Here is a 26,402-nt window from a genome sequence, read left to right as displayed (position 1 = left end):
TCGACATCGATGATGTACGCCGATCGGACCTCGGCCGGTCACGCGCTGGGTGAGCATCTGGAGCACCTACGCGCGTCGAACCCGCTGGTGCTCGGTCTGCCGCGCGGCGGAGTGCCGGTAGCGGCGGCGGTGCGCGAGGTGATCGGCGGTGACCTCGACATCCTTCTGGTCCGCAAGCTGGGTGTGCCGTGGCAGCCGGAGCTGGCGCTGGGCGCCGTCGGCGAGGACGGGGTCCGGGTGCTGAACCCGGATGTGCTGGCGCACACTGGGTTGCCGCCGAGGAAGGTCGACTCGATCGAGGCGCGGGAGCGCGCCGAACTGGAGCGGCGCAGGCAGGTGCTGCGCGGAGCGTCGCGGCCGATTCCGCTGGCGGGGCGCACGGTGGTGATCGTCGACGACGGCATGGCGACCGGCGCCACGGTCGTGGTCGCCTGCCGGGTCGCGCACCTGCACCAGCCCGCGCGAGTCGTCGCCGCCGTCCCGGTCTCCTCCACGGAGGCCATGCGCCGGGTCGCCGGCGAGGCCGACGAGGTGGTCTGTCCGTGGGTGCCGCGCTCGCTCGGCGGCGTCGGCGGCGCTTACCGGGATTTCCACCAGCTCGAGGACGCCGAGGTCACCGCGCTACTGTGCTGACGGCGGTCAGATCTCGACGATGCCCTTGCGGTGGCGCTGCGCCAATTCCGCGTAGAAGCCCGGGTTGAGCCGCACCCACATCTGCGCCTGAGTGCCCTCGATCGGCCGTTTCACCTCGGCGGGAGATCCGGCGGCGAGCACGCCGTCGGGAATCTCGGCCCCGGGTGGCACCAGTGAGTGGGCGGCGATCATGCTGCCCGCCCCGATCTTGGCCAGATCCAGCACCGTGGTCCCGTTGCCGACGATGGCCTCCGCGCCGACAGCGGCGCCGTGGAAGACCACGCTGTGCGCGATCGTCGCACCGGGCCCGATCTCCATGGGCACGTCCGGCGGCACGTGCAGCACCGCGTTGTCCTGGATGTTGGCGCGTTCCCGGATGACGATCGGCGCCAGGTCCGCACGCAGCACCGCGCCGTACCAGATGGAGGCGCCCGCTTCGACCCGGACGTCACCGATCAGGGTCGCCGTCGGCGCGACGAACGCCGTCGGATCGACCTGCGGCCGTTTGCCTTCGAATTCGTAGAGCGGCACTCGTACACCGTAAACGGTCCGGTCGCGCCATTGCCGGAGGCGTTGGGAACCCGCCGAGGGACGGCGGTCGACCCGACAAGGCGGTTGACCGCGTAACGGGCCGCCGAGATGTTCAACGCCCGGCGAAAGCCGTCGACGTGCGCGCGGCCGCGGTGACGAGCGGTCGCAGGTGGGCGGCGAAACCCTCCGCGGTCACCGCGACGACATCGACGTCTGTGCCGGTGCGCACCGCGTACCGGCCGTCGGCGAGGACATCGATCCAGCACAGCACGCCGAACGGGCGCAGTTCACCCGCGCCGCGTCGCGCGGAGACCACCATCTGGCCGATGCCTTCGCGCGGCTGTTTGAGCAGCTTGCGGATCCGGGACGAGGTGGAGGGCCCGGCGACCGGAACGGTGACCAGGTTGCGACTGTCTTCACCGACCTGGGCCAGCGGAGCGGTCATGCGCGGAAGCGTGCCGGGCGTGTTGTCCGGAAGCATCGAAACGATCCGCGCGCAGAGGCTCTTCGAGCTGCCCGCGAACAGCCGCACGTCGCCGCCACGGTCGGGCGTCGCGCCGGGGCGCTGCGCCGCGACCACCGCGATGTTCCCGGCGGCGGCGCCGAGGATACGGATCGGGCGCGCCGGTTCGCTTTCCGCCGGTACGACGGACGGCGGGGCGCCGTTTCCCCGTGCGGGCGCCGCGTCACGCTGACCGAACACCTCCACTCGCAGATCCGGCTGGGCGAGGATGCGCAGCGCCGCTTCCAGGTCGGCATCCAGCACCTGAGCACACCAGTGATCGAGCGCCGGAAGCTGCGCGGCGCGCTCACCGCTGTCGCGGGCCGACAGGCGCACGGCCAGCGGATAGGGGATGCGATCACCATCGGTGCGTGACCAGGCCAGCGCGAACTGGTCCGGGGTCAGCGTCCAGTTCACTCGTACTCGGACCATTCACCGAGCACGGGCGGCGTGGTCGGATCGAGGGATCCGATGAGTTCGCCGCCGTCGTCGGAGGGTTCGAGGAAGGTGGGGAGATCGTCGAGATCGAACTCGTCGTCCTCGTCATCGAGCGGCGCCGAGCGTGCGGACACAGCGTTCGCGGCCACGCTCGAACCCGCGCGCGGGGTGTCGACCGCGGCCACCGCACCGCCCATCAGACCGCCCATCGCGCCCGCGCTCAGGCCGGTGACCGCCGCGTCGCCGCTGTCGTTGTTCTTGCGCCGCTCGTCGCGCTTGCGTTGTTCCTCGGGCGGCACCTGGCTCCCCACGCCCGGTACGGCGGGCGTTGTCATCGGCTCGCTCGTCGCCGAGGCGGATGTGGTGGTCGGTCCCGACGCGGCCGCGGCGGGCGCGGTGCGCAGGAGGGATGCGGCCGCCGTCATCGTCGGGAGCGCCGCCGTGGCGGCGGTTGCGACCCTGGGTGCGGTCGTCGCCGGTGTGTCGGCCGTGATCGGGGCGGCGGTGGGCGCGGCAGCGGCAGCGGACGTGGTCGGAGTCTCCGCGGCGGGCGCCTGATCGGCGGGCGCGGTGCCTCCGCTCCGCTCCGCTGCGCCGTTCGGTTCCTGCGCGTGCGTTCCCAGCGATATCGGCTGCGCGTCAGCGGATGGCTGCACGGTCCCGACGAGCTTGCTCGCCGGTGCGGGGGTGGGCGCCGTAGCGGTCGGCCGGTCCGCTTCGTCGGGGTACGCGGGCACGTCGGTGCCGGTCTGCACGAACACACCCGCGTAGATGTCGTTCATCGCTCGCACGACGTCCTGGCGGGCGTGCTCACTCGCCTTCTGTCCTTCGACATTGCTTGTCGCCCGGGACGGATCCAGCAGCGCCCCCGCGAGATCCGGTGCCGCGGTGGGCGGCTCGGTCACCGCGGCGCGCAGCGCTTCCGCCGCGTCGCTCGCTTGGCCGAGACGCTGCGAGACCACCGCGAACACGTCGGCCAGGTCCTGGCCGCTCTGTTCGAACACGCGCACCACCGCGTCCGCGCTCTTCGCCGCGGAACCGCGCCAGCCGTCGGCGATGGCCGCGCGAATCTCGTTGTGCGCCTCGAAGACCGCGTCGGCGAGGTGCGCCGCCGCGTCGCTCCAGGCCTGCGTGCCGCCCGACAGCACGGCCGGGTCCAGCAGCTGCACCTTGGCGTGGATCTCGGTGTGTGTGAGGTTGTCGAACACCTCGACGTTCGGCGCGTACGCGGGGTCGGTGCGCCGGTGGGTGGCCCGCTCGCCTGCGCGCGGCATCTCACGCATGCGCGGCTCCCGTCACATCGATCCGTTCGACCGCCTGCGCGAGCGCCTCGTCGGCCTGCTGGTAGGTGGCGGCCGCGGCGCGGAAGGTCTGGGCGAGATCCCTTGCGGCGGAGGCATATCCGGTCAATCGCGCAATCGCGCCGTCGGCCTTGCGCTCGAAACCGGCGCGCAGCGCGTCACCGGAGGCGAATCCGCCGAAGCCCGGCAGTCCGGTGGCGGCGCTCAGGATGCGGATCTGCTCTTCGACCCGGTCGGCGAGCAGCTCGTACTGGCGCGCGCAGCGTTCGTGCGCGCCGTCGGCGACCAAGAGGCCGTCGATCCACAGCGAGCCGTCGTCGACCGCTCGATTCAGTGCGGCGATATCGACACCGGGTGCGGTGACCTCCGCGGGCGGCTCCCCGCCGAACCCGTTCTCCTGTGATGGCATCTGCGCCGTCCCCCTTCCTCGTCCGAAGAGCGGTTCACGGATGTCGTGCCAACCCCACGACGACACCCTGCATCCAATCCGCGATGTCGGCAGTGACCCGCGTGTGCACCGGCTCGTGCAACAGGTCGTGCCCTGCGTCGATGTACTCCCGTAAATCTACCGATTCGTGGCGGCTAGTCCAGACCCTGATCGCATCGATCGGCGCGCGCCGATCGTCCACGCCGTGCACGGCGAGCACCGGAAGTTCGCGTGGCAGTGGCGTTCCCGGTGCGCCCGGCGCACCACCGCCCAGCGCGCGCTTCGGAACGCCGGACAGCACCAGGCCCGCCAGAGCGCCTGCGGGCAGCGCGGCCCGCAGCGGGTAGTCCCGTTCCAATACCGTCGAATGCGTTGTCGCATCGGCGGGATCCGGCGCCGCCGCGCCGAGCATGCCCAGCGCGGTCACCGCGCCGAGCGAATGGCCCATCAAGATCAGCGGCCGATCCGCGCGAGCCAGCTCGACCAGCCGCAGCGCGTCCGCCACCAGTTCGGCCAGCGTGCCGGGCCGTTCCGGATCGCCCTCGCTCAACCCGTGCCCGGCGGTGTCCAACGCCCAAACCTGCGCCCCGCTGGGTTGCAAGGCGCGCGCGAAGCGATGGTAGTGCCCACTGTGCTGGCCGATTCCGGGCAGCAGCAGCACGGTGCACAAGGAGTTTTCGGCCGACCACCGCCGATAGTGCATCCGGCCGCGCGCGCCGTCGAAGAATGGCATTCACCGATAGTGCCAAAGATCGTGTCGCGGAGGGGACCGCACGATTCGGTGTCGAGAGCGGTTAGGATCCGCGGCGACTCCCACCTACCCGAGCCCGAGGTGCCCGCGTTGAGAATCCTCCGCCGTCCAGGCGCTCTTCTTCTGTCCGCCGCGACGTCGACACTCACCGCGATACTCGCGCCGGGGGCGGGCGCCGCGCCGCCGGTCGCCGCCTGCGACCCCGCGGTGGCGGTCACGGCCGTTCCGGCGCCCGTTCCGTTGCTCGACTGGTCGGAGAATCTGGGTTACGACGCGCAGGGCAACCTGTGGGTCTCGCGGCTCTACCGCAACGAGGTCCAGCGCTACGACGCCGCGGGCACGCTGACCGCGACCGTTCCGGTGGAATTCCCCGGCGCGGTCCGGCTCGGCCCCGACGGGCTGCTGTATGTCGTCTACGGTGACGCGCCGGTCAGCGTCGTCCGGCCGGGCGGCGTGGTCCGGTTCGATCCGGCGGCGGCCGTGCCGAAGCCGGAGATCTTCGTCTCCGGCTACACGATGCCCAACGGCGCGGCCTTCGACCCGAGCGGCAACCTCTACGTCGCGACCGTGTCCGGCGTGGTCAAGATCCGTCCCGACGCGTCCGTCGACACCGCGTGGGGCGCGCCGCTGGCGGGACTGGCCGCCAATGGCGCGGCCGTGCACGACGGCGCGCTGTATGTCACCGCCAACGGCGGCCCGCTCGGCCGGATCGTCCGCATCCCGCTCGACGACCCCGCGGCCCGCGCCACCGTGACCGACTTGTCCTCGCGGTCGCCCGGCCTCCCGGATTTCGCCGACGACCTGCTGATCGACCCGACCGGCATCCTCTACGTCACCACCCTCACCGGCCGATTGATTCGCGTCGATCCCGCTACGGGCGCGGCCTGCGCCGTCCTCGAAACGCAGCCACTCACCGCGGTCGCCGCCACTCCGGCCGACCCCGGACAACTGATCGCAGGCACCGAATCCGGCGCTCTCCTGCGCATCGACCTTTCCCGCTGAGCCCTCGGTCGGATGTCGCGGGGGCGGGCGGGCGTCCTCGGCGGATCCGAAAGGGTACTGGCCGAGACCCCGGATGACTCAGATGTATTCGGCGACGACTCGGTAGGGGGCCGGGTTCGCGGCGGCCGTCTACGTAGGGGCGATGACCCTCCGATATCGCGGATCGAAGCGGCGCGGTCACCGGGCCACGCCGGATGGTCAGGCATCGGCACGCGGTGGCGGATTCGGACCGATAGCGCGCCCGGCGCGGTCGGCGATGACGCGCAAGTGTGCGATCAGTTCCGGCGGTTCGTGTACCTGGAAGTCCGCTCCCAGCTCGAGCAGCCGGTGGGCCAGCCATTCCGGTGCGTCGTCCCGCAGGGTATCGATCCGGCAGGTGCCGGCATCGATCGCGACGACCTCACCCGGGTTCTCGCCCAGCCTTCCCGCGACTCGGCCGGCGGGAGCGTGGATGGTGAGGCGAAGCCGGAAGGCCGGTGAACCCCAGTCGGTGCGGCGGCCCGCGACGTAGGCGGCGGCATCGGCGGCGGGGAGCGGGCGCGGGATGAAGCGGGCGGCGGTGGGCTGCGGACGGTCGATCCGGTCGACGCGGTATACCCGCCAACCGGCCCGGTCGAGGTCGTAGCCGACCAGATACCAGCGCCGCCGGGCGGGCACCAGTCCCACCGGCTCGGCATTGCGCCTCGTTTCCGCCCCCGCCTCGTCGCGGTAGCCGAAACGCACCCGCTCCCGGTTGGTCACGGTGGCCGCGAGTGTGGTGAGCACGTCGGGGTCGGCGCTGGGTCCGCCGCTGATGGGCGGGGTCAGCGCGGTGGCGAGGACCCGCACTCTGCGCCGCAACTTCGTGGGCAGCACCTGCTCCACTTTGGCCAGCGCCCGCACCGACGCCTCCTCGATCCCGGCCACCCCGGCCCCGGCGGCGCCGCGCAACCCGACCGCGATGGCGACCGCTTCGTCGTCCTCCACGAGCAGCGGAGGCATCGCCGCGCCCGCCACCAGGCGATAGCCGCCCATCGCGCCGAGCGTCGCGGTGACCGGATAGCCGAGTTCACGCAGCCGGTCGATGTCACGGCGCACCGTGCGATCGGTGACGCCGAGACGTTCGGCCAGTTCGCTGCCCGGCCATTCCCGCGGCGTCTGGAGCAGCGACAGCAGACGAAGCAGCCGGGCGGGGGTGTCGTTCATGACGTCGAGGATGCCGGAAATCTAGGACCTGATCAGTCCTAGATGGTCCTTAACGTCGTCCTCGTACCGCAGGACCGACCGGCAAGGAGCCGACCGAATGACCGACATCCGCCCGTTCCGCATCGAGATCCCGCAGGCCGACGTGGACGACCTGCACGACCGGCTCGCCCGCACCCGCTGGACCGTGCAGCTGCCCGGCTCCGGCTGGGATCGCGGCGTGCCGGTCGGCTACCTGCGCGAGCTGGCCGAGTACTGGCGGACCGGATTCGACTGGCGCGCACGGGAAGCGGCGCTGAACGAGTTCCCGCAGTTCAAGACGCGCATCGACGGGCTCGACGTGCACTTCCTGCACGTGCGCTCGCCGGAGCCGGACGCGACGCCGCTCATCCTCACGCACGGCTGGCCCAACTCGTTCGTCGAATTCTCCGAGACCATCGGCCCCCTCGCCGACCCGCGGGCGCACGGGCTCGATCCGGCGCAGGCGTTCCATGTAGTGGTGCCCTCTGTTCCGGGTTTCGGCTTCTCCGAAGGGCCGCGCGAACCCGGCATGACACCGGCGACGGTGGCCGGGATGTGGCTGACGCTGATGGACCGGCTCGGCTACCGGCGCTTCGGCGCACAGGGCGGCGACCTCGGCGCCTACGTGACGCCGGAACTCGCCATCGCCGCACCGGACCGGGTGATCGGCGTGCACCTCGACGGTGGGATCGGGATGCCGACCGAGGCGGACGTGCCAACCATGACGCCAGAGGAACGCGCCGAGTGGGACCGGATGCAGCAGTGGATGACCGGCGGCGTGAACCATCACGCCCTGCTGCGCGCCGCCCCACAGACCTTCGCCCACGCGTGGACCGATTCGCCGGTGGGTCTGCTCGCCTGGCTGATGCAGAAGTTCACCGAGTTCGCCCCGCTCGCCGACCGGGTGGAGGACGTGATCAGCCGCGACCATCTGCTGACCGACATCAGCCTGTACTGGTTCACCGACACCGTGGCCTCGTCGTCGTGGCCGATGTACAACGGCCTCGGCGACGGGGGATTCGTCTGGCCGAAAGGCCAGAAACCGGTGCCGACCGGCACTTACGGCGGCGGTTCCGCGCTGATGCGGCGGCTCGCCGAACGCGACAACACCATCGTGCACTGGCCGGAGGGCAACACCGGCAACCACTTCATCGCGATGGAACGCCCCGACGCGCACGTCGCCGACATCCGCGCGTTCTTCGCCGCCCTGGATTGAGTGTCGCCGCCGACGGGTCCGGCACGGTCTCACTCGGTCCGTACTCTCATGCCCCGCTGCCGCCTGCTGCGGACTGATGCTTGGGTAATCGAAGGAACTCGACGCCCCGCGAGTTGCTCGGGTGCGCGACACGTGGATCCGGTTACTCGGGCAAGCAGGACTGTGACACGAAAGGCTGGACGCATGTCAGTTCTCCCATATGACTCCGTGGCGACGTCGACGGACTTCCACCTCGGTCTACACCACGTCCAGCTGGCGATACCGCCAGGTAGTGAGCCGGAATGCAGGCGGTTCTACGTCGAGATACTCGGCTTGCGGGAGGTACGGAAACCTCCTGTGCTCGCGGCACGCGGCGGCTTGTGGGTTCGTGGCGACGGACTCGAGATCCACCTCGGTGTCGAACAGGATTTCCGTCCTGCACGCAAGGCGCATCCGGGCATTCTCGTGGGACGTCTCGACGAGTTGGCCCAGAGATTGACCGAAGCGGACGTCGAACTCTCGTGGGACGAAGAATTCCCGGGATTTCGTCGGTTCTACGCATTCGACTGTGTGGGCAACCGGCTCGAATTCATGTCCCCGGCTCCATGAGTCGGCACCGGAACATGAAATCGACTCGAGCAGTTGACGAAAACCATCACGCGCGATTCACGCGGTAGCGATTACCGGGCATCCTGTCGCGGTGCGGCGGGCGTCTCGCCGAAACCGGCGTTCGCCACGCCGGTCCAGGCTAGGGCGCGGGCTGCGGGGCCGCCGGCGCCGGCTGAGGCGCCGCGGGCGGCGGAGCCGGGTAGTCCGGGACGGTGAACAGGCCCACGGTGGGGGTCATCACGCAGTGGGCGAACGGGTAGTCGATGATGCCCCACATCGAGGCGAGTACGGTGCCCGGTCCGCTCTCGACCGTCTTGGACAGCGTCGGCAGGTGGTACTCGGTCACGTCGTCGAGTGGGTCGAGGCCGCTGGCGCCGGTGTTCACGTTCACCCAGGCGACGACGAGCCCGGAAGCCAGGGGGGCGCCGGAGTGCGAGGGTGTCGCGCTGAACCGCAGTTCGCCGGGCGCGACGTTCAGGTCCCGGCCGTTGCCCGTCCCCTCGGTGGTCGCGGCCGCGATGATCGTGGTGATCGGCCCGTTGCTGCCGCAGCCGAAGGTGGGCGCGGCGTAGGAGAACGGCGTGAACACGCTGGAGACCTCACGCAGGTGCGCGGCGTCGATCAAACCGGCGTATCGCGTGAGCGCGGCGATGCCCTCCTGGGCCGAGGGGTCGGCCCCCGCGATCTCGGTCAGATGGGCCAGGCCGGAGTCGACCGGCGCCTGGTTCTGCTCCGCGCCGGCCGGTGCGGAGAACGTCAGCACCGCGCCGATGCCGAGGGATGCCGCGGCCGCCGCGGCGCGTGCGATGGTCCTGCCGTTCACTCGTTCTCCTCGATACCGAAGCCTGTGGGACCCCGACCCACGTGCAGCAACGTACCAGCTCGCCGCTATCGCCGTCCCGGGGAGCGGCGGGGAATCCGGCCTGGTGACCGGCCCGGGCGGCCCGCTCCTGTGATCCAGTCGACAACGGAGGATTACCGAGGGGTAGGTTTGACTCGGACGTACGAGACACGCAGGGAGATGCGTATGAAACTATCCTTGTCCCCCGACGACGTCGCCTTCCGCGACGAACTGCGCAAGTTCTATCGGACCGAGATCCCGGCCGACATCCGCGAGCGCGTCCGGGACGGCCGTGAGCTGTCCCGCGACGACATCGTGACCGCGCACAAGATCCTCAACGACCACGGCCTCGCGGTGCCGAACTGGCCCGTGGCCTGGGGCGGCAAGGACTGGACGCCGATGCAGCGCCACATCTGGCAGGACGAGATGCAGCTGGCCTCGGTGCCGGAGCCGCTGACGTTCAACGCGCAGATGGTCGGTCCGGTGATCGCCCACTTCGGCTCGCAGGAGCTGAAGGAGCGTTTCCTGCCGCCCACCGCGGCGCTGGACATCTGGTGGTGTCAGGGCTTCTCCGAGCCGGACGCGGGCTCCGACCTGGCTTCGCTGCGCACCACCGCGGTCCGCGACGGTGATTCCTACATCGTCAACGGCCAGAAGATCTGGACCACGCTGGCCCAGTACGCGGACTGGATCTTCTGCCTGGTGCGCACCGACCCCAGCGCGGCGAAGAAGCAGGCGGGCATTTCCTTCCTGCTGTTCGACGTGAAGTCGCCCGGTGTCACCATCCGCCCGATCAAGCTGATCGACGGCGGGCACGAAGTGAACGAGGTGTTCTTCGAGAACGTCCGGGTGCCCGCCGATCAGCTGGTCGGCGAGGAGAACAAGGGCTGGACCTACGCGAAGTTCCTGCTCGGCAACGAGCGCACCGGCATCACCGGTGTCGGCCGCACCAAGGTCAAGATCGGCGTGGCGAAGCAGTACGCGGCGAAGACCAAGTCGGGCAACGGCACGCTGCTGGAGGACCCGGTGTTCGCGGCGCGGGTCGCCGAATTGGAGAACGAGCTGCTCGCGCTGGAACTCACCCAGCTTCGGGTGGTCTCCAACTCCTCGGACGGCAAGCCGAATCCGGCCTCGTCGGTGCTGAAGCTGCGCGGTTCGGAACTCCAGCAGGCCGCCACCGAGCTGCTGCTCGACATCGCGGGCCCGGACGCCATCCCGGTGGGCGCGGACGACATCGCCTCGCCCGGGTGGGCGCAGCGCAGCGGCCCCGCCTACCTGAACTACCGCAAGACAACCATCTACGGAGGCTCCAGCGAGGTGCAGCGCACCATCATCGCCTCCACGATCCTCGGATTGTGAGGCGACACCATGGATTTCGATCTGACCGATGAACAGGTCATGCTCCGCGACACGGTCCGTGACCTGCTCGCCCGCAACTACGACGCGGAGTCACGGCTGAAGGTCGTCGACTCCGAACTCGGCTGGAGTCGCGACGTGTGGCGTCAGTTCGCCGAACTGGGCGTGCTCGGCCTGAGTTTCGCCGAGGAGGACGGTGGCGTCGGCGCCGGTCCCGTGGAGACGATGGTCGTGCTCGAGGAGGTGGGCCGCAGGCTCGCCCCCGAACCGATCCTGGACGCGGTGCTGGTGCCCGGCGGGCTGGTCGCCGCGGTGGGCAGCGCCGAACAGCGTCAGCGGATCCTGCCCGAGGTCGCGTCGGGCACGAAGCTGCTGGCCTTCGCCCACGCCGAGCCCGGTGTGCGCTGGTCGTCGAGCGAGCTGGCGACCACCGCCGCGGCGCAGGGTGATTCGTACACGCTGACCGGTGTGAAGAACCCCGTCCCGCACGGCGACAGCGCCGACGAGCTGGTGGTCAGCGCCGCGCTGCCCGAGGGCGGTGTGGGGCTGTTCCTGGTCGCGCCCGACACGACCGGTGTGGTCCGCAAGTCCTACCGCACGGTGGACGGCCAGCGCGGGGCGCAGCTCGAGCTGACCGACGCGCCCGCCGAGCGGCTCGGCGGGGCTGACGCGGCCGAGGCCATCGCGTCCGTGCTGACGCACGCGCAGGCGAGCCTGTGCGCGGAGTCGGTCGGCGCGATGGAAGAGGCGTTGCGGCTGACGGCCGAGTACCTCAAGCAGCGCAAGCAGTTCGGCGTCACGCTGTCGAAGTTCCAGACGCTCACGCAGCGGGCGGCCGACATGTACGTCTCGCTGGAGCTCGCGCGCAGCATGAGCCTGTACGCCACGGCGTCGCTGGCCGACGGGGCCGACGATCCGGTGATCGCGTCGCGCGCGCGGCTGCAGGTCGGCCGCGCGGCCCGGCACATCGGGCAGGAGGCGATCCAGATGCACGGTGGCATCGGCGTCACCGCGGAGTACCCGGTGAGCCACTACGTGGCCCGGCTGACCGCGATCGAGCGCACGCTCGGCAGCGGACTGGAGCACTTGCGCGTGCTCAGCTCCCGGGTCGGCGACTACGAGCAGCCGGAACTGTAAGGAGTGCCGCGGTGGTGCGTGCTTGCGCACCACCGCGTCTCACTCGTCGTCGCCCGGCGTGGTCCGCAGTTGCGTGGGCCCCTCGCCGGTCGATTCGTTCGTGGGCGTCCGCGCGGTGCTCGTCCTCGGTTCCTCGGCCGGTGCTGCCGCCTGCGAGGTGTCCTCGTGCGGATTACGTGAGGACGGCTCGGCGGTGGTGCTGCTGACGAAGCCCGCGAACGGGGTCGGGTGCTTCTGATCGGCCGGCGCGATCCGCCAGGTGGGGGATGGCGGGATGACGACCCTCGGGGTCGTCGAGCCGCCGGTAGTGCTTTCGTGGGCCACCGGCTCGGCGTACTCGCCCGCTTTCAGCGGCGGGGGCGGCACGTAGGTGTCCTGTCTACCGACGCCACAGGCGCCGATCAGGACGAGTCCGATGGAAACCGCTCCCGCGGCGATCGCCGGACCGGCGATCTTGGCCCTGCTGCTTTCCAACGGTGACACTCCTCGTGTGTATCGAGTGGACTCACCTTAATCGAGGCCCGTCGGCCAGGCGAGGCGAGAGGTCGCTGGGGATACGCCGCTCGGCGCATATAAAACGGTACTAATTCAGATATCGAATTGGTCTCTTCGGCGTGTCGTGGGCACGTGTCGCTATCTTCCGGCGTCCCGGAGTCGTAGCGTGTGTGAGCAAAGTTACGCGTGAGACGCCGGTTTCAGGATGAGAGACACGTTGTGTGAGAACGTGATAGTGGTTCTCTTACCGGCGTCATCGAGGAGTTGATGATGGGAGCTTACTCGACAGCGTCGCGGCGTGGTTCATCCCGCGCCGCCGAGGATGTGGTGTCGGCAACGGCACAGCATCCCGCGTCGAACCAGCAGAGGCACACGCTGTCCACGATTGTGTCGCGGACGCTCGCCTGGTTGATCTTCATCGGCGGACTCGTCGGGGCGGTGCTCGGCATCGCCGGACTGCACGTCGAAATCACGGTCGCCGGACTCATTCTCGCGTGCACCGCGGGACTGGTTCTGCTCAAACTCCGCGAGGGTGGCGGCGAAGCCGACTGAGGCGAACCGGCCGGTCGCCCGGTCGCCGGTCTCGGATCGGCCGCGAGAAAGCAAGGCGCGCAACACTTCAGGCGCCTACCGTGATTTCCATGAGGATCGAGATCACCACCGACGCCGCCGAGTTCCGCTCGGTCGCGGGGTCGTTCCTGCTCCGCGACCCGTTGCGGCACACGGTGCTCACCACGACCGTCGCCGACCACGTCATGGGCATCGACGCCCCGGCCGAGGTATCGCGATTTCTCTCCGTCCGCGGTGAGGATGCCTCGGTGGTCGGTGCCGCCATGCGCGTAGCCGGTCGCGACGTGTATCTCGGTGCGCTACCGCCCGAGAGCATTCCCGCGGTGGCTCGCGCACTGGCCGACGTCGTCCCCGAGAGCGCGGCTGTGGAGGGCGTCGTCGCCGACGCGACCGCTTTCGCTCAGTACTGGAGTAACGCCAGCCGCGTCTCCCTCTGGGGGAAACTCAATTCAGCGGCGCGGATTTCCACCAATCCATGAACTCGGCGTCGGTGGCGATGAATCCGGCGCTGTACATCAGCATGGCCGCCCGGCCAGGATCCGAGGGGAACGCGGTGACCATGCGCGGGCGCAGGTCGCGGCTGCCGCGCAGGGTGTAGTTCGGGTAGCTGCGGCCACTGTCGATGGTGGCGGTCGCGTGGTCGTTGGCCGGTAACGCGGCGAGCACCGCCTGCGCGTCGGCGGGCGAGCCGTAGAGGTAGAAGTCGAAGGACGCCTTGTTCGGGCCGCCGAAGCAGCTCCACATCACCAGCCAGGCACCGAAGTCGGGGTCTTCCGGGTCGCCGGGCGCCGGGGAATCCGGTGTGTGGGCGAAACAGCCCGCCTTGTTGTATCCGGTTCCGGAGTGCACAAGGCGCTGGGCGGAGGTCTCCGGCAGCATGCCCGGGAACGCCGCGCTCAACTCGGCCGCGCGGGCGCCGATCGTGGCACGGTCCGTAGTGGCCGCGACGGTCGTGGCCGGACGGCCGGTGACCGAGGGCGCGGGGGACGCGGTGTTGCGCGGGCGGGCGGTCGTCGTCGGTGCGGCGGTACCGGAGGAATCAGGACTGCTGAGGGCCATCGCGACGGTGCCGCCGAACAGGGCGACCACCAACAGCAGGCCGATCCAGCCGCCCACCGAAGCGTGCCAACGGGAACGTCGTGCCGGGCCGAGGTAGGCGCGTGCCGGTCGCTGCGGGACGGCCGCGTCGGCCCGGGGCGTAGACGAATTCGGCGGGGGCGGTGGTGGCCACGGCGCCGCGGGCGCGGTCAGCGCCTGCCACGCGGCGGCGGCGAACTCCGTGCACGAGTCGAAGCGATCGGCCGCGTGCTTGGCCATCGCCTTGGCCAGCACGCCGTCCAGTGCCACCGGCAAGCCGGGCCGCAGCCTGCTGACCTGCGGTGGCGGTGCGCTGAGATGTCCATGGATCACCGCGACCGGATTGGTCGCGTCGAACGGCACCGTGCCGGTCAGCAGGCGGAACAGCGTGCAGGCCAGCGAATACTGGTCGGCGCGGTGATCCAGCGGCGCACCGGACAGCTGCTCCGGGGCGGCGTAGGCGAGGGTGGCGGTGAAGGTTCCGGTCTGGGTGAGCCGTCCGGTGTCGTCCCGGAATCGGGCGATGCCGAAGTCGGAGAGGAAGACCCGCTCCTGCCCGCCTTCCACCCGCTCCAGCAGGATGTTCGCCGGTTTCACGTCGCGGTGCAGCACGCCGCGGCTGTGCGCGAAGTCCAGCGCCGTAGCCGTCTCGGCGATGATCTGCACCGCCCGCTGCGGCGGCAGCGTCCACGCGTCCAGCGCGGCGGCGTCGGTGCCGTCGATATAGCGCATGCTGATCCACAGCCGATCGCCCTCGACGCCCCGGTCGAACACCGTGACGATGTTCGGGTGGTCGAGCCGCGCGACGAGGTCCGCCTCCCGCTCGAAGCGGGCGCGGATCTCCTTGTCGTCGAACAGCTCCGGGTTCAACAGCTTCATCGCCGTCAACCGGGGCAGCCGCGGATGCCGGGCGAGGTACACCGATCCCATCCCGCCGCGGCCGAGCAGGCGTTCGATGGTGTACCCCGCGAAGACCTCGCCGGTGTGCAGCATCTGGTCAGTTCAGCGGCGCCGAGCGCCACCAGCGCAGCGCTTCGTCGATGGTGGTGTGGGCGAAGCCGTCGGTGTACATCAGGAACTGGGTCCGATCCGGGTCGCCGGTGAACGCGGTGACCATCTTGGCGCCCTCGTCGACGTACTTGTAATTGGTGTAGGTCTTCCCGCCGTTGGTGTCGCTGGACTTGGTGGCCGACGAAGGCAGCGTCTTCAGCACCGCCTGGACGTCGGCCGGGGTCTTGTAGACGTAGATGCGGTAGTACGGATCATCGTTGTTGCCGCCCTTGAAGCAGCGCCACTGCGCGGCCCAGTCGCCGAAGTCCGGGTCGCCCTTGGACGGCGAGGGCGGCGAACTCGGCGAAGCCAGCCAGCACTCCGCTCCGTTGTATCCGACGTCCTCGGTCTGGGAGGCGGGCACCATCCGCGGGAATTCCGCGCTGATCGACTCCGGTGTCGCGTCGACGAGGTTCGGCTTCACCGCCGACGTGGTCGTCGTGCCCGCGTTGTTCGAGCCCGAATCGGAGACGGCGCCGATGATGCCGAGCACCACCAGGATCAGCACGACCACGCCCACCGCGAGACCAACGATCAGCCCGGTGTTCTTCTTCGGCGGCGGCGGGGCCGACGGGTGGAGGTGCGCGCCGTGCGGGGGTGCCGGTGGGGCGGCGAAGCCGGAGAACCCGGATTGCTGCCGGCTGTAGGGGTTGGCGGCCGTCGGCTGCGGCGCGGGGCCGGTCTGCGGCCGCGAGTTCACCACCGGCGCGGGCGGCGGAGTCGCTTGGGCGGCCGAGGCGGCGAGCGCGTTCGGACCGCTGGTGTGCGGAGTGTGCACCTGGTGACCGGGGCCGCTGACGTAGTGACCCTGCGCCACCGGATACGGCGAGCCGGTCGTCGGGATCTGCGGTCCGGTCGTCGGGCGCGGCCCCGCGGTCGGGTGCGGCGGCCCGGTGACCGGACGCGGACCGCCCACCACCGGCATCGACGGCGCGCTCGAACCGGTCAGCGCCTGTTTGGCGGCCGCGGCGAATTCCGCGCAGCTGCCGTACCGGTCGTCGGGCCGCTTGGCCATCGCCCTGGCCAGGACGCCGTCCAGCGCGAAAGGCAATCCCGCCCGGACGCCGCTCAGCGCGGGCGGCGCTCCCTGCAGATGTCCCTGGATGACGGCGGCGGGATTCGTCGCGGAGAACGGGCCGGTGCCGGTGAACAACCAGAACAGTGAGCAGGCCAGCGAGTACTGGTCGGAGCGGTGGTCGAGTGAGGCGCCGGTGAGCTGCTCGGGGGAGGCGTAGGCGAGCGTCGCGGTGAAGGTGCCGGTCTGGGTGAGATGACCGGTGTCGTCACGCAGCCGCGCGATGCCGAAGTCGGTGAGGTACACCCGCTCACCGCGACCGGCGGTGGAGCGGGCCAGCAGGATGTTGGCGGGTTTCACGTCACGGTGCAGCACCCCGTTGCCGTGCGCGTAGTCCAGCGCGTCGGCGGTCTCCTTGATGATCTGCACCGCGCGTTCGGGCGGCAGCGACTTCGGTTCCACCGAGGCGGCGTCGATACCGTCGACGTACTGCATCGAAATCCACAGCTGCTCGTCGTCGAGCCCGCGGTCGTAGACCGTGACGATGTTCGGGTGATCGAGCTGGGCGACCAGATCCGCCTCCCGTTCGAACCGCGCCCGCACCTCCTTGTCGAAGCACATCTCCCGATTCAGCAGTTTCAGCGCGGTCATCCGCGGCAGCCGCGGATGTTTCGCCAGATAGACCGAGCCCATGCCACCACGGCCGAGTTGCCGCTCGATGACATAGCCGGCGAAAACGTCACCGCTGGCCAGCATGACTGCTCCACTTCCCGCCGCCCGCCGGGACCCACCGGCGAACAGGCGTACAGCATAAGAATGCGTGGCCGGAATGGGCCCGACCACGTAAAACATCGAAACCATAGCAGTAGTCGCGCGCCGCCTATCGCTCGTCGAGCATGGCGACGTGCGGGCGATCGGCGTGCGCCGTACCGCCCGGCGGTGGCCGGGGGTCCGGAGGTTGCTGGTGCTGTCGCACCGCGGATCCCGGGCGCATGGGCAAGTTCGGCAACTCGATCAGGCCGGGATGAACGGGCCGGCGCGGGGGGAGGAAACTCGGCAGCGGCCGAGCGGTTTCCGGCTGCCTCGGCCGCGGCGGCGGCGCGGCAGTGCGGTGCGTCGGCTCGGCCGCGCGCCCGTTGGCGTGGATGGCGTTCGGCGGCGCCGTCCAGTGCCCGGCGGGGTTTCCGCCGAGAGCGTGTTTCGCCGCGGCGGCGAACTCGGCGCAACTGGCGAATCGGTCCGCGGGCCGCTTGGCCATCGCGCGAGCCAGCACCGGATCCAGTGCGGGCGGCAGTGCGGGGCGCACGCGGCTCGGTACCGGGATGGGCGCGTACAGATGGTTGTTCACCACGGCCGCCGGGTTGGCGCCGGGATACGGCGGCGCGCCGGTGAGCATCCAGAACAGTGTGCAGGCCAGCGAGTACTGATCGGCGCGATCGTCCAGCGGCTGTCCGATCAGCTGTTCCGGAGCGCCGAAGGCGAGTGTCGCGGTGATCGTGCCCGACGAGCCGATCGTGGACTCCGCGCCACGGATGCCCGCGATCCCGAAATCGGTGAGCAGCACCCGCTCCGGCTGTCCGATCGGCGCTTTCGCCAGCAGGATGTTGGCCGGTTTCACATCGCGGTGCAGTACCTGGTTGGCATGGGCGAAATCCAGTGCCGCGGCGGTATCGGCGACGATCTGCACCGCGCGACCGGGCGCGAGCACGTCGACGTCCGCGCAGGAGGCGTCCGCGCCGGGCACGTACTGCATGGAGATCCACAGCTGCTGATGCTCGGCGCCGCGATCGAACACCGTGACGATGTTCGGGTGGTCCAGGCCCGCGACCAGATCGGCCTCGCGCTCGAAGCGGCGGCGGATGCCGGTGTCGGCGTAGAACTCCCGTTCGAGCAGCTTCAGAGCCGTCAGGCGGGGCAACCGAGGGTGCTGGGCCAGATACACGGTGCCCATGCCGCCCCGGCCGAGGACGCGTTTGATGACGTAGCCCGCGAAGACATCGCCGGTCTGCAACACCGCTACACCCCCTTCTCGAGTCGAGCGCGCGAACACTACCCATGTATCTCGGCGAGCCATGGGGATGCAACAGTCGCGGCGCAACTTCGATTGTCGTCGGTAGCTGCCAGTATGGTGGCCCGCATGCGCATTGGAGCACACGTCCGGCTCGACAGCGACCCGATCGGCTTCGGGGAGAAACTCGGCGCCGACGTCATCCAGATGTTCGTGGTCGATCCGCAGAGCTGGGACAAACCCACCCCGCATCCGCGGACCGAGGACATTCTCGCCAGCCCGATCGAGGTGGTGGTGCACTCCTCCTATCAGATCAACGTCGCGAGCCTGAACAACCGGTTGCGCATGCCGTCCCGCAACGCGGTGGCGCAGCAGGCGAAGGCGGCCGCCGAACTCGGCGCGTTCGGCCTGGTGGTGCACGGCGGGCACGTGCGTTCCGACGCCGAGCTGGAGACCGGGATCGACAACTGGCGCAAATTGTTCGAGCGCCAGCAGGACAAGGGCGGATTCGCGGTACCGATCCTGATCGAGAACACCGCGGGCGGCAATCACGCCATGGCCAGGCATTTCGATTCCATCGCCCGGTTGTGGGACGCGGTCGGCGACTACGGCGCGGGCTTCTGCCTGGACACCTGCCACGCCTGGGCGGGCGGTGAGGAACTGATCGGCGTCGTCGACCGGATCAAGGCGATCACCGGGCGGATCGACCTGGTGCACCTGAACTCCTCGCGCGACGAGTTCAACTCCGGCGCCGACCGCCACGCCAACTTCGCCGACGGCACGATCGACCCGCAACTGCTCGCCGAGGTGTGCCGGACGGCAGGCGCGCCGGTGGTCCTGGAAACCCCGGGGGACGGCCTCGCGGAGGATCTGGCGTACCTGCGCGAGCACTGTGTTTGATTGGCAGCGCCTGCGGCGCTGCGTGTTCGCGGCCCCGGGAAGTCTCGCGTTCGAGCGACCGAGACTCGCGACTACGTCGCCTGCGCTTCGGTCACTCGAACGCGAGACGGGCCGCGAACGGCGCTCGTAAGACGCTGTGTCGGTTTTGGCAGCGCCTGCGGCGCTCGTAAGACTCGCTCCCGTCGGGGGCGGGTCTGCTCGGTGGCGGCGGATTCGCTTGCTCGGTCGCGCGCTGAGCTGCATACGGTGTCGCCGTGTTCGGGGGCGGCGGCTTCGTTTCGCATGCGCTGTTTGCGATCAGCGCGACGAAAACCCTGGTCAGCGGGGTGGTCTCGGTGATGTGCTCTTGGGAGCAGTAACCGATCTCGACAGCGAAGGTGATCTCATGACGGTCGCACCCGCCACCCCATCCACCGCCGTGGTGGCCAAGCTCGGCGCCCGTATCGGCGCGCGCGTCGACAACGTCCGGCTCGGCGGCGATCTGGATCCGGTCACCGTCGAGGTGATCCGCCACGCACTGCTGGAGCACAAGGTGATCTTCTTCCGCGGGCAGGATCACCTCACCGAGGACGCGCAGTACGAGTTCGCCGAGCTGCTCGGCTCACCGACCACGCCGCATCCGACGGTCACCTCGCACGGTGTGAAGAGCCTGGCGATCGATTCCGAGCACGGCCGCGCCAACAGCTGGCACACCGACGTCACCTTCGTCGACCGCATCCCGAAGGCATCCATCCTGCGCGCGGTGCAGCTGCCCTCCTACGGCGGCGCCACCACCTGGGCCTCCACCGTCGCGGCCTACGAGTCGCTGCCGGAGCCGCTCAAGCGGCTCGCCGAATCCCTGCGCGCCGTGCACACCAACGTCTACGACTACGCCCGCGTCGAGGAGACGCCGCGTCCCAACACGGCCGCCTACCGGGCGGAATTCGAGTCCACCTACTACGAGACCGAGCACCCGGTGGTGCGCGTGCACCCCGAGACCGGGGAGCGGGCGCTGCTGCTCGGCCACTTCGTCAAGCACTTCGTCGGGTTGTCCAGCACGGAATCGCACGCGCTGTTCCGGCTGTTCCAGGACCGGGTGACCCGGCTGGAGAACACCGCCCGCTGGAACTGGGCGCCGGGCGACGTCGCCATCTGGGACAACCGCGCCACGCAGCACTACGCCATCGACGACTACGACGACCAGCCGCGCAAGCTGACCCGCATCACACTGGCCGGCGACGTCCCGGTCGGCGTCGACGGCTCGACGAGCACCGTCATCGCGGGCAACGCCGAGCACTACTCGATCATCGAGGACACGCAGCTGCTCGCGTCCTGAGCGAGGACCCCGCATGGTTGCCGGATCTTCCGGCTGTTGAGGGGCCATGCGGTGTCTTCGGGTTCCGGTGCGGGCAGGTTCCGCTGTCGCCGGACTTCTCCGGGGCGCGAACACGCGGCGCCGCAAAACAAACACGGCACCTCATGGTCCAGACTGGTTGCCATGAGTATTCGGCCGCTGGACGGGGTGCGCGTCCTGGAACTCGGCAATTACATAGCCGCGCCGACCGCCGGGCGCATCCTCGGTGATTTCGGCGCCGAGGTGATCAAGGTGGAGCGCCCGAAAGCGGGCGACGAGCTGCGCAACTGGCGGCTCTACGGCGGCGACACCTCGATGCTCTACCGGACGATCAACCGCAACAAGAAGTCGATCACGCTGGACCTGCGCACCGAGGCGGGGCGCGGGATCGTGCTCGACCTGGTCCGCCGTTGCGACGTGCTGCTGGAGAACTTCCGGCCCGGCATGCTGGAGAAGTGGGGCCTGGGCCCCGAGGTGCTGAACGAGGCGAATCCGGACCTGGTGATCACCAGGATCTCCGCCTACGGGCAGACCGGGCCGCTGTCGGAGCGTCCCGGGTTCGCTGCGGTGGCCGAGGCGGTCGGCGGGCTGCGTGAACTGGTGGGCGATCCGGATCGTCCCCCCGTGCGCACCGGCGTCTCGATCGGCGACTCGATCGCGGGCATCTACGCCGCGTTCGGCACCGTGATGGCGCTGTTCCAGCGCGAGCGCCGCGCCGAGCCGGACGCGCAGGTCCCGCTGCGGGAGCGGGTGATCGACGTGGCGCTCAACGAGGCGATCCTGTCGGTGATGGAGTCGCTGGTGCCGGACTATCTCGCCTACGGCATCCAGCGTGAACGCGTCGGCGGCCGGATGGAGGGCATCGCGCCGAGCAACGCCTACCCGTGCGCGGACGGCACCAGCGTCATCATCGGCGGCAACGGCGACGCCATCTTCCAGCGCTACATGGCGGTCATCGATCGGCCCGATCTGGCCGCGGACCCGGAACTCCAGGACAACGCGGGCCGTTGGCGCCACCGCGAGCGGCTGGACGCGGCGATCGGCGAGTGGACGGTCCGGCACACCCGCGCCGAGGCGCTGAAACTGCTCGACGCCGCCGCGATCCCGTGCGGCCCGATCTACACCGCGGCCGACATCGTGGCCGATGAGCAGTATCGGGCCCGCAACATGATCCAGCCGTTCGCCGTGGATGTCGGCGCGCCGGAGCCGAAGGTCGTCGGCTTTCCCGGCATCGTCCCGGTGATCGGCGATCAGTCCCTGCCCATCCGGACCGTCGGCCCCGACCTGGGTGAGCACACCCGGGAGGTGCTGTCCGGTCTGCTCGGCCTGAGCGAGGCCGAGATCGACGCGTTGGAGGCGCGATGAGCACGCAGCCGCACGACCGGAGGCGTCCGAAGGGACGCGGCGCGCGGGAGCTGCTCTCGCCGGGCACCAGCAGGCCCGCCGTCCAGCCGAATCCGACCGGAGCGGGGGAGAAGCCCTGGGGCGGCGTGATGTGCGGGCACCACCGGGCTCGGGAGCAGCGATGACCGCGCCGGTGCTGCGCGACGTCACGTTGCGCGACGGGCTGCAACTGACCGGCAAACTGCTGCCCGTGCAGCGCAAGGTGGACATCGTGCGCCGCCTGCTCGCGCTCGGGGTGCCCGCGCTGGAGATCGGCTCGATGGCGCGCCCGGACCTGGTCGCGCCGATGGCGAACACCATGGAATTGGTCGCCGCGTTGACGCCGGAGGAACTGCGCCGCTGCTGGGTGTGGGTGGCGACGCCGCGCCATGTCGAGAAGGCCGCCGCGGCGGGCGTGCGAAATTTCCAGTACTGCTTCTCGGTCTCCGACGCGCACAACCGGGCGAACATCGGGCGCGACACCGCCGACAGCGTCGCCGCCATGCCGGACGCGGTGCGCCTGGCCCGCGAGGCGGGCGGGTCGATCCAGCTCTGCTTGGCGACGGCCTTCACCTGCCCGTTCGACGGCCCGGTCGACCCGGAGCGGGTGCTGGCCATCGCCCGCGACTCGCGCACCGAGGGCGCGGACGACATCGTCCTGGCCGACACGCTCGGCCAAGCTCATCCCGGCGAGGTCGCCGCGCTGGTCGCCGCGGTCCGGGACCGGACGCCACCGCGCCGCGTGGTCTTCCACGGTCACGACACCTGGGGAATGGGCGTGGCCAACACCCTCGCCGCCGTCGCGGCCGGCGCGGACATGGTCGACGGCGCACTCGGTGGACTCGGCGGCTGCCCCTTCGCCCCCGGCGCGAGCGGCAACACCGCATCCGAGGACATCCTCTTCGCCACCAGACCGGACTGGTTCACCCCCGCCACGCTGGCCGCGTTGGTGAACATGTCGGAGGAGCTACTGGCCGAGCTCGGCGAACCCAACCGCTCGCGCGCCCTCGAAGGCGCCCGCTCGAAAGCCTCGGCCTTCGAGTGGGTGGTCGGCGGAAAGTCGGAGTAGGAAGACCAACACAGGGTCTTCCCTGATGGCGTGGGGCCGCGAAGCCGGTAAGACTGGACGGCATGACTTCCCAAGCCTTGGGCGCCGACATCGCCGACCTGGCGGCATCGACCGATGTCGCGGCCCACGCTATCGAACTGACCAAGGTCTACGGATCGGGTGACACCCAGGTCAGGGCATTGGACGGAGTGTCGGCCGAGTTCGCGAAGGGAGAGTTCACCGCGATCATGGGCCCGTCCGGATCGGGCAAGTCGACCCTCATGCACTGCCTGGCGGGGCTGGACAACGCCAGCTCGGGCACCGTCCGTATCGGCGACACCGACCTGACCAGTCTGTCCGACAAGCAGATGACGCGCCTGCGCCGGGACCGGATCGGCTTCGTCTTCCAGGCGTTCAACCTGGTGCCGACGCTGACGGCGCTGGAGAACATCACATTGCCGCTGGACATCGCGGGGCGTAAGCCAGACCAGGAGTGGCTGGACACCGTGCTGAAGCGGCTCGGGCTGATCGATCGGCTCACCCACCGTCCCAGCGAGCTGTCCGGCGGACAGCAGCAGCGGGTGGCCTGCGCCCGGGCGCTCGCGGGCAAGCCGGAGATCATCTTCGGTGACGAGCCGACCGGCAACCTCGACTCCCGCGCCTCGGAGGAGGTGCTGTCGATCCTGCGCGCCGCGGTGGACGAGTTCGGGCAGACGGTCGTCATCGTCACCCACGAACCGCACGCGGCCGGGTTCGCCGACCGGGTGGTGTTCCTGGCCGACGGGCGCATCGTCGACGAGATGCGTGATCCGACCGCCGAGACCGTGCTCGACCGGATGAAAGCGTTGGATCAGGCGTGACGGGGCGTTCGCGGGAGAATCGGGGGCGGGCGTGATGGCCGGAAGTCCGATGCGCAAAGTCGCGCTGCGCAACCTCGCCGCGCACAAGGTGCGGCTCGCGCTGACCCTGTTGTCGGTGGTGCTCGGGACCGCTTTCATCGCGGGTTCGTTCGTGTTCACCGACACGCTGCAGAGCACTTTCGACGGAATTTTCGCCAACGAGGCGAAGGGCGTCGACGTCCGGGTGAGCCCGAAGGAGCGCCAAGCGCAGGGCGTGCCCAACAACGTGGTGGACGAGCTGGTGAAGTATCCGGGCGTCCGCACAGTCGCGCCGAGCGTGAACGGACCGGTGGTCCTGCTCGATCCGGCGGGCAAGAAAGCGGTGCAGACCGGCGGGGCGCCGACGTTGGGCAAGTCGTACCTGCCACCGGAGACGGCCGTCGCGGAGCCGGAGAAGTTCTTGCAGGGCGTCCCGCCCGCCCGGCCCGGCGAGATCGCGCTCAATACCGGCGGAGCCGAGCGGGCCGGGCTGAAGATCGGTGACCGGACCAAGATCCTCATCCCCTCCCAGCCCGATCCCATCGATGTGACACTCACCGGCATCTACGAAGTCCCGTCCGACACCGGCGGCTTCATCGGGGTGCTGTTCGACGACACGCAGGCGCGCAAGTTGTTCACCGACGGCCTGCACGTCGCCTACGTGGACCTCGCGGCCACCGGCATCCCCGGGGACGAACTGCGCGACAACCTCGCGCGAGAGCTGACCGGCTACAAGGTGCAGAACGGCGACCAGGTGCGCGCGGACCTGAAGAAGGAAGTCTCCAACGCGCTGAACTTCATCAATTACTTCCTGCTCGCCTTCGGCGCGATCGCACTGATCGTGGGCACGTTCATCATCTACAACACGTTCTCGATGATCGTCGCGCAACGGCTGCGGGAGCTGGCGCTGCTGCGCGCGGTCGGCGCGAGTAGGCAGCAGGTCGGCACGTCGGTGGTGGCGGAGGCGTTCGTCATCGGATTGATCGGCAGTGTGATCGGCCTGGCGGGCGGTGTCGGGCTGGCGTTCGGATTGTCGGCGGTGCTCAACGCTTTCGACCTCGGGTTGCCGACCGGCTCGATGGCGGTGCGGCCGCGCACCATCGCGGTGGGACTGCTGGTCGGTCTCGCGGTGACGATGGTGAGTGCCTACGCGCCCGCCCGCCGCGCCTCGCGGATTCCGCCGGTGCAGGCCATGCGCGAGGAGTTCGCGTCGGCGGGGGAGTCGCTGCGCCTGCGCACGCTCTGCGGCGCGGTGCTCGCCGTGCTCGGCGCGGGGTTGGTCGTGCTCGGTGCGCAGCGCACCGGCGGCACGGCGGCCGCCACGGTCGGTGTCGGCGCGCTCGGGCTGATCTTCGCGGTGCTGCTCGCCGCGCCGGCGCTGTCGCGGCCGCTGGTCGGTGGGCTCGGTGCGCTGGTGCGCCCGTTCGGACCGATCGGGCGGATGGCGCGCAACAACGCCGCACGCAATCCTCGCCGCACCGCCGCGACGGCGTTCGCGCTCACTCTGGGACTCATGCTGGTCTCGGCGATCGGCATGCTGGGCGCCTCGGCGAAGGCCAGCGTCGGTGTGCTGGTCGACAAGGGCGTGCGCGCCGACTACGTGCTGGCGGGACCGCAATTGCTCGGCGTGCCGTTCGGCGCGGCCGACGCCGCGCGCACCCAGGTGCCGGGCGTGGAACAAGCGGTGGGCATGCGGGGCGCCGGATTCAAACTCGGCGACGAGCAGGTGTTCGCCTCGTCGCCGGACGGTCCGCTGGCCGGCGTGCTGAACTACGAGATCGTGCGCGGCAGTGACACTCTGGGCGCCAGGGACGTACTGGTGTCGGAGGACGAGGCCGGTGACCGAGGATGGAAGGTCGGCGACCAGGTGACCCCGACCAGTGTGGACGGCAAGAAGGTTCCGCTCACCGTGACCGGGGTGTACAAGAAGAACCCGCTGCTCGGTCCGATGGTGGTGTCGCAGACGGTTTACGACGAGGTCGTCCCGCTCAACTTCCGGACCAACTTCCTGGTGCTGATCAAGGCGCAGCCGGGCGCGAACCTCACCCAGATGCGTGCCGACCTGGAGAAGGCCACCGAGCAGTTCGTGGTGGTGCAGGTGCAGGACCGCGAGGAGTTCAAAGGCGCGCAGGGCAAGCAGATCAACACCCTGCTGGCCATCCTGTACGGCCTGCTCGCCTTGGCGGTGGTGATCGCGATCCTCGGCATCGTCAACACGCTCGCGCTGTCGGTGGTGGAGCGACGCAGGGAGATCGGCATGCTGCGCGCGGTCGGTATGCAGCGCGCCCAGGTGCGCCGCACGATCTACCTGGAGTCGATGCTGATCGCGGTGTTCGGTGCGATCGTCGGCATGCTGCTCGGGCTGGGGCTCGGCGTCGGTTTCCTGCGCACGCTGCGTGATTTCGGCCTCGACCAGATCGCCATCCCGTGGGGTCAGCTGGTGCTGGTCCTGATCAGCTCGGCGGTCGTCGGGGTGCTGGCCGCCCTCTGGCCGGGGGTCCGGGCGGCGCGCACGCCGCCACTGGCGGCCATCGCCGACCTCTGAAAGGCCCGTGCGGCGCACGTCCATCGTGCGCCGCACGCGTCGGTTGCCGGCCAAGCCCGCCGAGTTGTCACATCTGTGCGAAGACGTCCACGCCCTCCCGGATCTCTCGGCGACTCGGCCGTCGGCGAAGCGGAGGATGAACATCGCGTTGTCGGGTGACGGATCAGCCGGTCG

26 protein-coding genes are annotated in these 26,402 nt (G+C 69.9%); 15 read left to right on the top strand and 11 right to left on the bottom strand.

Annotated features, from left to right (window positions below; translation table 11 throughout):
- Nucleotides 1-9: 9 nt before the first annotated feature.
- Nucleotides 10-633 carry a phosphoribosyltransferase gene (locus ACZ6DL_RS31370; protein WP_466056508.1) on the top strand — a complete coding sequence of 208 codons (624 nt, stop codon included), beginning with the start codon at nucleotides 10-12 and terminating at the stop codon, nucleotides 631-633.
- Between the two features lie 6 nt (nucleotides 634-639).
- On the opposite strand, the gene ACZ6DL_RS31365 is transcribed toward ACZ6DL_RS31370, so the two are convergent.
- The 5 genes from ACZ6DL_RS31365 to ACZ6DL_RS31345 form a co-directional block, all read right to left on the bottom strand.
- Entirely contained in the window at nucleotides 640-1,164 is a 525-nt protein-coding gene (locus ACZ6DL_RS31365; protein ID WP_040869343.1) for a gamma carbonic anhydrase family protein, read from the bottom strand.
- A 112-nt stretch (nucleotides 1,165-1,276) separates the two neighbouring features.
- Entirely contained in the window at nucleotides 1,277-2,083 is an 807-nt protein-coding gene (locus tag ACZ6DL_RS31360; RefSeq protein WP_396981685.1) for an ESX secretion-associated protein EspG, read from the bottom strand.
- Entirely contained in the window at nucleotides 2,080-3,387 is a 1,308-nt protein-coding gene (locus ACZ6DL_RS31355) for a WXG100 family type VII secretion target (RefSeq protein WP_466056507.1), read from the bottom strand. The genes ACZ6DL_RS31360 and ACZ6DL_RS31355 overlap by 4 nt, the downstream gene beginning before the upstream one ends.
- Nucleotides 3,380-3,814, bottom strand: coding sequence for a hypothetical protein (locus ACZ6DL_RS31350; RefSeq protein ID WP_357125186.1), 435 nt, complete (start codon nucleotides 3,812-3,814; stop codon nucleotides 3,380-3,382). The genes ACZ6DL_RS31355 and ACZ6DL_RS31350 overlap by 8 nt, the downstream gene beginning before the upstream one ends.
- A 34-nt stretch (nucleotides 3,815-3,848) precedes the next feature.
- Nucleotides 3,849-4,565, bottom strand: coding sequence for an alpha/beta hydrolase (locus ACZ6DL_RS31345; protein WP_466056505.1), 717 nt, complete (start codon nucleotides 4,563-4,565; stop codon nucleotides 3,849-3,851).
- Between the two features lie 108 nt (nucleotides 4,566-4,673).
- Here ACZ6DL_RS31345 and ACZ6DL_RS31340 point away from each other — a divergent pair, with 108 nt between their 5' ends.
- Nucleotides 4,674-5,585 (top strand): NHL repeat-containing protein, encoded by a 912-nt coding sequence (locus tag ACZ6DL_RS31340; RefSeq protein WP_466056503.1) that lies wholly within the window; start codon nucleotides 4,674-4,676, stop codon nucleotides 5,583-5,585.
- Between the two features lie 198 nt (nucleotides 5,586-5,783).
- On the opposite strand, the gene ACZ6DL_RS31335 is transcribed toward ACZ6DL_RS31340, so the two are convergent.
- The gene (locus ACZ6DL_RS31335; protein WP_466056501.1) at nucleotides 5,784-6,770 is read right to left on the bottom strand and encodes a helix-turn-helix transcriptional regulator; all 987 of its coding nucleotides are present in this window, start codon (nucleotides 6,768-6,770) and stop codon (nucleotides 5,784-5,786) included.
- 97 nt (nucleotides 6,771-6,867) lie between these two features.
- Between ACZ6DL_RS31335 and ACZ6DL_RS31330 the strand changes: the two genes are divergently transcribed.
- Both ACZ6DL_RS31330 and ACZ6DL_RS31325 read left to right on the top strand, forming a co-directional pair.
- Nucleotides 6,868-8,004 (top strand): epoxide hydrolase family protein, encoded by a 1,137-nt coding sequence (locus tag ACZ6DL_RS31330; RefSeq protein WP_466056499.1) that lies wholly within the window; start codon nucleotides 6,868-6,870, stop codon nucleotides 8,002-8,004.
- Between the two features lie 183 nt (nucleotides 8,005-8,187).
- Nucleotides 8,188-8,592 carry a VOC family protein gene (locus ACZ6DL_RS31325; RefSeq protein WP_466056497.1) on the top strand — a complete coding sequence of 135 codons (405 nt, stop codon included), beginning with the start codon at nucleotides 8,188-8,190 and terminating at the stop codon, nucleotides 8,590-8,592.
- Between the two features lie 139 nt (nucleotides 8,593-8,731).
- Here the strand turns inward: ACZ6DL_RS31325 and ACZ6DL_RS31320 are convergent, their stop codons facing one another.
- Complete coding sequence (locus ACZ6DL_RS31320) at nucleotides 8,732-9,415, bottom strand: hypothetical protein (RefSeq protein ID WP_466056495.1); 684 nt, start codon at nucleotides 9,413-9,415, stop codon at nucleotides 8,732-8,734.
- Nucleotides 9,416-9,619: 204 nt separating this feature from the next.
- Between ACZ6DL_RS31320 and ACZ6DL_RS31315 the strand changes: the two genes are divergently transcribed.
- Both ACZ6DL_RS31315 and ACZ6DL_RS31310 read left to right on the top strand, forming a co-directional pair.
- Nucleotides 9,620-10,792, top strand: a complete 1,173-nt coding sequence (locus tag ACZ6DL_RS31315; RefSeq protein ID WP_062973874.1) for an acyl-CoA dehydrogenase family protein — start codon at nucleotides 9,620-9,622, stop codon at nucleotides 10,790-10,792.
- A gap of 9 nt (nucleotides 10,793-10,801) precedes the next feature.
- Nucleotides 10,802-11,926, top strand: coding sequence for an acyl-CoA dehydrogenase family protein (locus ACZ6DL_RS31310; RefSeq protein ID WP_466056494.1), 1,125 nt, complete (start codon nucleotides 10,802-10,804; stop codon nucleotides 11,924-11,926).
- A 39-nt stretch (nucleotides 11,927-11,965) separates the two neighbouring features.
- Here ACZ6DL_RS31310 and ACZ6DL_RS31305 read toward each other — a convergent pair whose 3' ends face one another.
- Nucleotides 11,966-12,400, bottom strand: coding sequence for a hypothetical protein (locus ACZ6DL_RS31305; protein WP_466056492.1), 435 nt, complete (start codon nucleotides 12,398-12,400; stop codon nucleotides 11,966-11,968).
- A 291-nt stretch (nucleotides 12,401-12,691) separates the two neighbouring features.
- On the opposite strand from ACZ6DL_RS31305, the gene ACZ6DL_RS31300 reads away from it, so the two are divergent.
- Both ACZ6DL_RS31300 and ACZ6DL_RS31295 read left to right on the top strand, forming a co-directional pair.
- Nucleotides 12,692-12,973, top strand: a complete 282-nt coding sequence (locus ACZ6DL_RS31300; protein ID WP_466056490.1) for a hypothetical protein — start codon at nucleotides 12,692-12,694, stop codon at nucleotides 12,971-12,973.
- 89 nt (nucleotides 12,974-13,062) lie between these two features.
- Entirely contained in the window at nucleotides 13,063-13,470 is a 408-nt protein-coding gene (locus tag ACZ6DL_RS31295) for a hypothetical protein (RefSeq protein WP_466056489.1), read from the top strand.
- Here ACZ6DL_RS31295 and ACZ6DL_RS31290 read toward each other — a convergent pair.
- The 3 genes from ACZ6DL_RS31290 to ACZ6DL_RS31280 all read right to left on the bottom strand — a co-directional run bounded on the left by ACZ6DL_RS31290 (nucleotide 13,436) and on the right by ACZ6DL_RS31280 (nucleotide 18,147).
- A complete protein-coding gene (locus ACZ6DL_RS31290; RefSeq protein WP_466056487.1) occupies nucleotides 13,436-15,061 on the bottom strand; it encodes a serine/threonine-protein kinase in 1,626 nt (541 codons plus the stop codon). The two genes, ACZ6DL_RS31295 and ACZ6DL_RS31290, sit on opposite strands and share 35 nt — an antisense overlap.
- A gap of 4 nt (nucleotides 15,062-15,065) precedes the next feature.
- Nucleotides 15,066-16,889: a serine/threonine-protein kinase gene (locus tag ACZ6DL_RS31285; protein ID WP_466056485.1), complete on the bottom strand. Its 1,824-nt coding sequence runs from the start codon at nucleotides 16,887-16,889 to the stop codon at nucleotides 15,066-15,068.
- Between the two features lie 124 nt (nucleotides 16,890-17,013).
- Nucleotides 17,014-18,147 (bottom strand): serine/threonine-protein kinase, encoded by a 1,134-nt coding sequence (locus tag ACZ6DL_RS31280; RefSeq protein ID WP_466056483.1) that lies wholly within the window; start codon nucleotides 18,145-18,147, stop codon nucleotides 17,014-17,016.
- A gap of 123 nt (nucleotides 18,148-18,270) precedes the next feature.
- Here ACZ6DL_RS31280 and ACZ6DL_RS31275 point away from each other — a divergent pair, with 123 nt between their 5' ends.
- From ACZ6DL_RS31275 to ACZ6DL_RS31245, 7 genes are all read left to right on the top strand, one after another.
- Nucleotides 18,271-19,041, top strand: coding sequence for a deoxyribonuclease IV (locus tag ACZ6DL_RS31275; protein WP_466056481.1), 771 nt, complete (start codon nucleotides 18,271-18,273; stop codon nucleotides 19,039-19,041).
- A 385-nt stretch (nucleotides 19,042-19,426) separates the two neighbouring features.
- Nucleotides 19,427-20,356, top strand: a complete 930-nt coding sequence (locus tag ACZ6DL_RS31270; RefSeq protein ID WP_466056479.1) for a TauD/TfdA dioxygenase family protein — start codon at nucleotides 19,427-19,429, stop codon at nucleotides 20,354-20,356.
- Nucleotides 20,357-20,518: 162 nt separating this feature from the next.
- A complete protein-coding gene (locus tag ACZ6DL_RS31265; protein ID WP_466056477.1) occupies nucleotides 20,519-21,739 on the top strand; it encodes a CaiB/BaiF CoA transferase family protein in 1,221 nt (406 codons plus the stop codon).
- Nucleotides 21,736-21,903, top strand: coding sequence for a hypothetical protein (locus tag ACZ6DL_RS31260; protein WP_157106853.1), 168 nt, complete (start codon nucleotides 21,736-21,738; stop codon nucleotides 21,901-21,903). Before ACZ6DL_RS31265 ends, ACZ6DL_RS31260 begins: the two co-directional genes overlap by 4 nt.
- Nucleotides 21,900-22,826 (top strand): hydroxymethylglutaryl-CoA lyase, encoded by a 927-nt coding sequence (locus ACZ6DL_RS31255; protein WP_466056475.1) that lies wholly within the window; start codon nucleotides 21,900-21,902, stop codon nucleotides 22,824-22,826. Before ACZ6DL_RS31260 ends, ACZ6DL_RS31255 begins: the two co-directional genes overlap by 4 nt.
- Before the next feature lie 62 nt (nucleotides 22,827-22,888).
- Nucleotides 22,889-23,665 (top strand): ABC transporter ATP-binding protein, encoded by a 777-nt coding sequence (locus tag ACZ6DL_RS31250; protein ID WP_466056473.1) that lies wholly within the window; start codon nucleotides 22,889-22,891, stop codon nucleotides 23,663-23,665.
- Between the two features lie 34 nt (nucleotides 23,666-23,699).
- Nucleotides 23,700-26,228: an ABC transporter permease gene (locus tag ACZ6DL_RS31245; protein WP_466056471.1), complete on the top strand. Its 2,529-nt coding sequence runs from the start codon at nucleotides 23,700-23,702 to the stop codon at nucleotides 26,226-26,228.
- The last annotated feature ends 174 nt before the right edge of the window (nucleotides 26,229-26,402 follow it).

It is taken from the genome of Nocardia sp. NPDC041819, from assembly GCF_055590505.1.
This window is presented reverse-complemented; position numbering and strand designations above follow the sequence as displayed.

Excerpts from the sequence above, each read along its gene's own strand:
- ACZ6DL_RS31335 (WP_466056501.1), bottom strand. The coding sequence starts at position 6,770 with ATGAACGACACCCCCGCCCGGCTGCTTCGTCTGCTGTCGCTGCTCCAG.
- ACZ6DL_RS31245 (WP_466056471.1), top strand. The coding sequence starts at position 23,700 with ATGGCCGGAAGTCCGATGCGCAAAGTCGCGCTGCGCAACCTCGCCGCG.
- ACZ6DL_RS31325 (WP_466056497.1), top strand. The coding sequence starts at position 8,188 with ATGTCAGTTCTCCCATATGACTCCGTGGCGACGTCGACGGACTTCCAC.
- ACZ6DL_RS31285 (WP_466056485.1), bottom strand. The coding sequence starts at position 16,889 with ATGCTGGCCAGCGGTGACGTTTTCGCCGGCTATGTCATCGAGCGGCAA.
- ACZ6DL_RS31270 (WP_466056479.1), top strand. The coding sequence starts at position 19,427 with ATGACGGTCGCACCCGCCACCCCATCCACCGCCGTGGTGGCCAAGCTC.
- ACZ6DL_RS31255 (WP_466056475.1), top strand. The coding sequence starts at position 21,900 with ATGACCGCGCCGGTGCTGCGCGACGTCACGTTGCGCGACGGGCTGCAA.
- ACZ6DL_RS31290 (WP_466056487.1), bottom strand. The coding sequence starts at position 15,061 with ATGCTGCACACCGGCGAGGTCTTCGCGGGGTACACCATCGAACGCCTG.
- ACZ6DL_RS31315 (WP_062973874.1), top strand. The coding sequence starts at position 9,620 with ATGAAACTATCCTTGTCCCCCGACGACGTCGCCTTCCGCGACGAACTG.
- ACZ6DL_RS31350 (WP_357125186.1), bottom strand. The coding sequence starts at position 3,814 with ATGCCATCACAGGAGAACGGGTTCGGCGGGGAGCCGCCCGCGGAGGTC.
- ACZ6DL_RS31275 (WP_466056481.1), top strand. The coding sequence starts at position 18,271 with ATGCGCATTGGAGCACACGTCCGGCTCGACAGCGACCCGATCGGCTTC.
- ACZ6DL_RS31260 (WP_157106853.1), top strand. The coding sequence starts at position 21,736 with ATGAGCACGCAGCCGCACGACCGGAGGCGTCCGAAGGGACGCGGCGCG.
- ACZ6DL_RS31330 (WP_466056499.1), top strand. The coding sequence starts at position 6,868 with ATGACCGACATCCGCCCGTTCCGCATCGAGATCCCGCAGGCCGACGTG.
- ACZ6DL_RS31355 (WP_466056507.1), bottom strand. The coding sequence starts at position 3,387 with ATGCGTGAGATGCCGCGCGCAGGCGAGCGGGCCACCCACCGGCGCACC.
- ACZ6DL_RS31345 (WP_466056505.1), bottom strand. The coding sequence starts at position 4,565 with ATGCCATTCTTCGACGGCGCGCGCGGCCGGATGCACTATCGGCGGTGG.
- ACZ6DL_RS31265 (WP_466056477.1), top strand. The coding sequence starts at position 20,519 with ATGAGTATTCGGCCGCTGGACGGGGTGCGCGTCCTGGAACTCGGCAAT.
- ACZ6DL_RS31300 (WP_466056490.1), top strand. The coding sequence starts at position 12,692 with ATGGGAGCTTACTCGACAGCGTCGCGGCGTGGTTCATCCCGCGCCGCC.
- ACZ6DL_RS31250 (WP_466056473.1), top strand. The coding sequence starts at position 22,889 with ATGACTTCCCAAGCCTTGGGCGCCGACATCGCCGACCTGGCGGCATCG.
- ACZ6DL_RS31295 (WP_466056489.1), top strand. The coding sequence starts at position 13,063 with ATGAGGATCGAGATCACCACCGACGCCGCCGAGTTCCGCTCGGTCGCG.
- ACZ6DL_RS31370 (WP_466056508.1), top strand. The coding sequence starts at position 10 with ATGATGTACGCCGATCGGACCTCGGCCGGTCACGCGCTGGGTGAGCAT.
- ACZ6DL_RS31310 (WP_466056494.1), top strand. The coding sequence starts at position 10,802 with ATGGATTTCGATCTGACCGATGAACAGGTCATGCTCCGCGACACGGTC.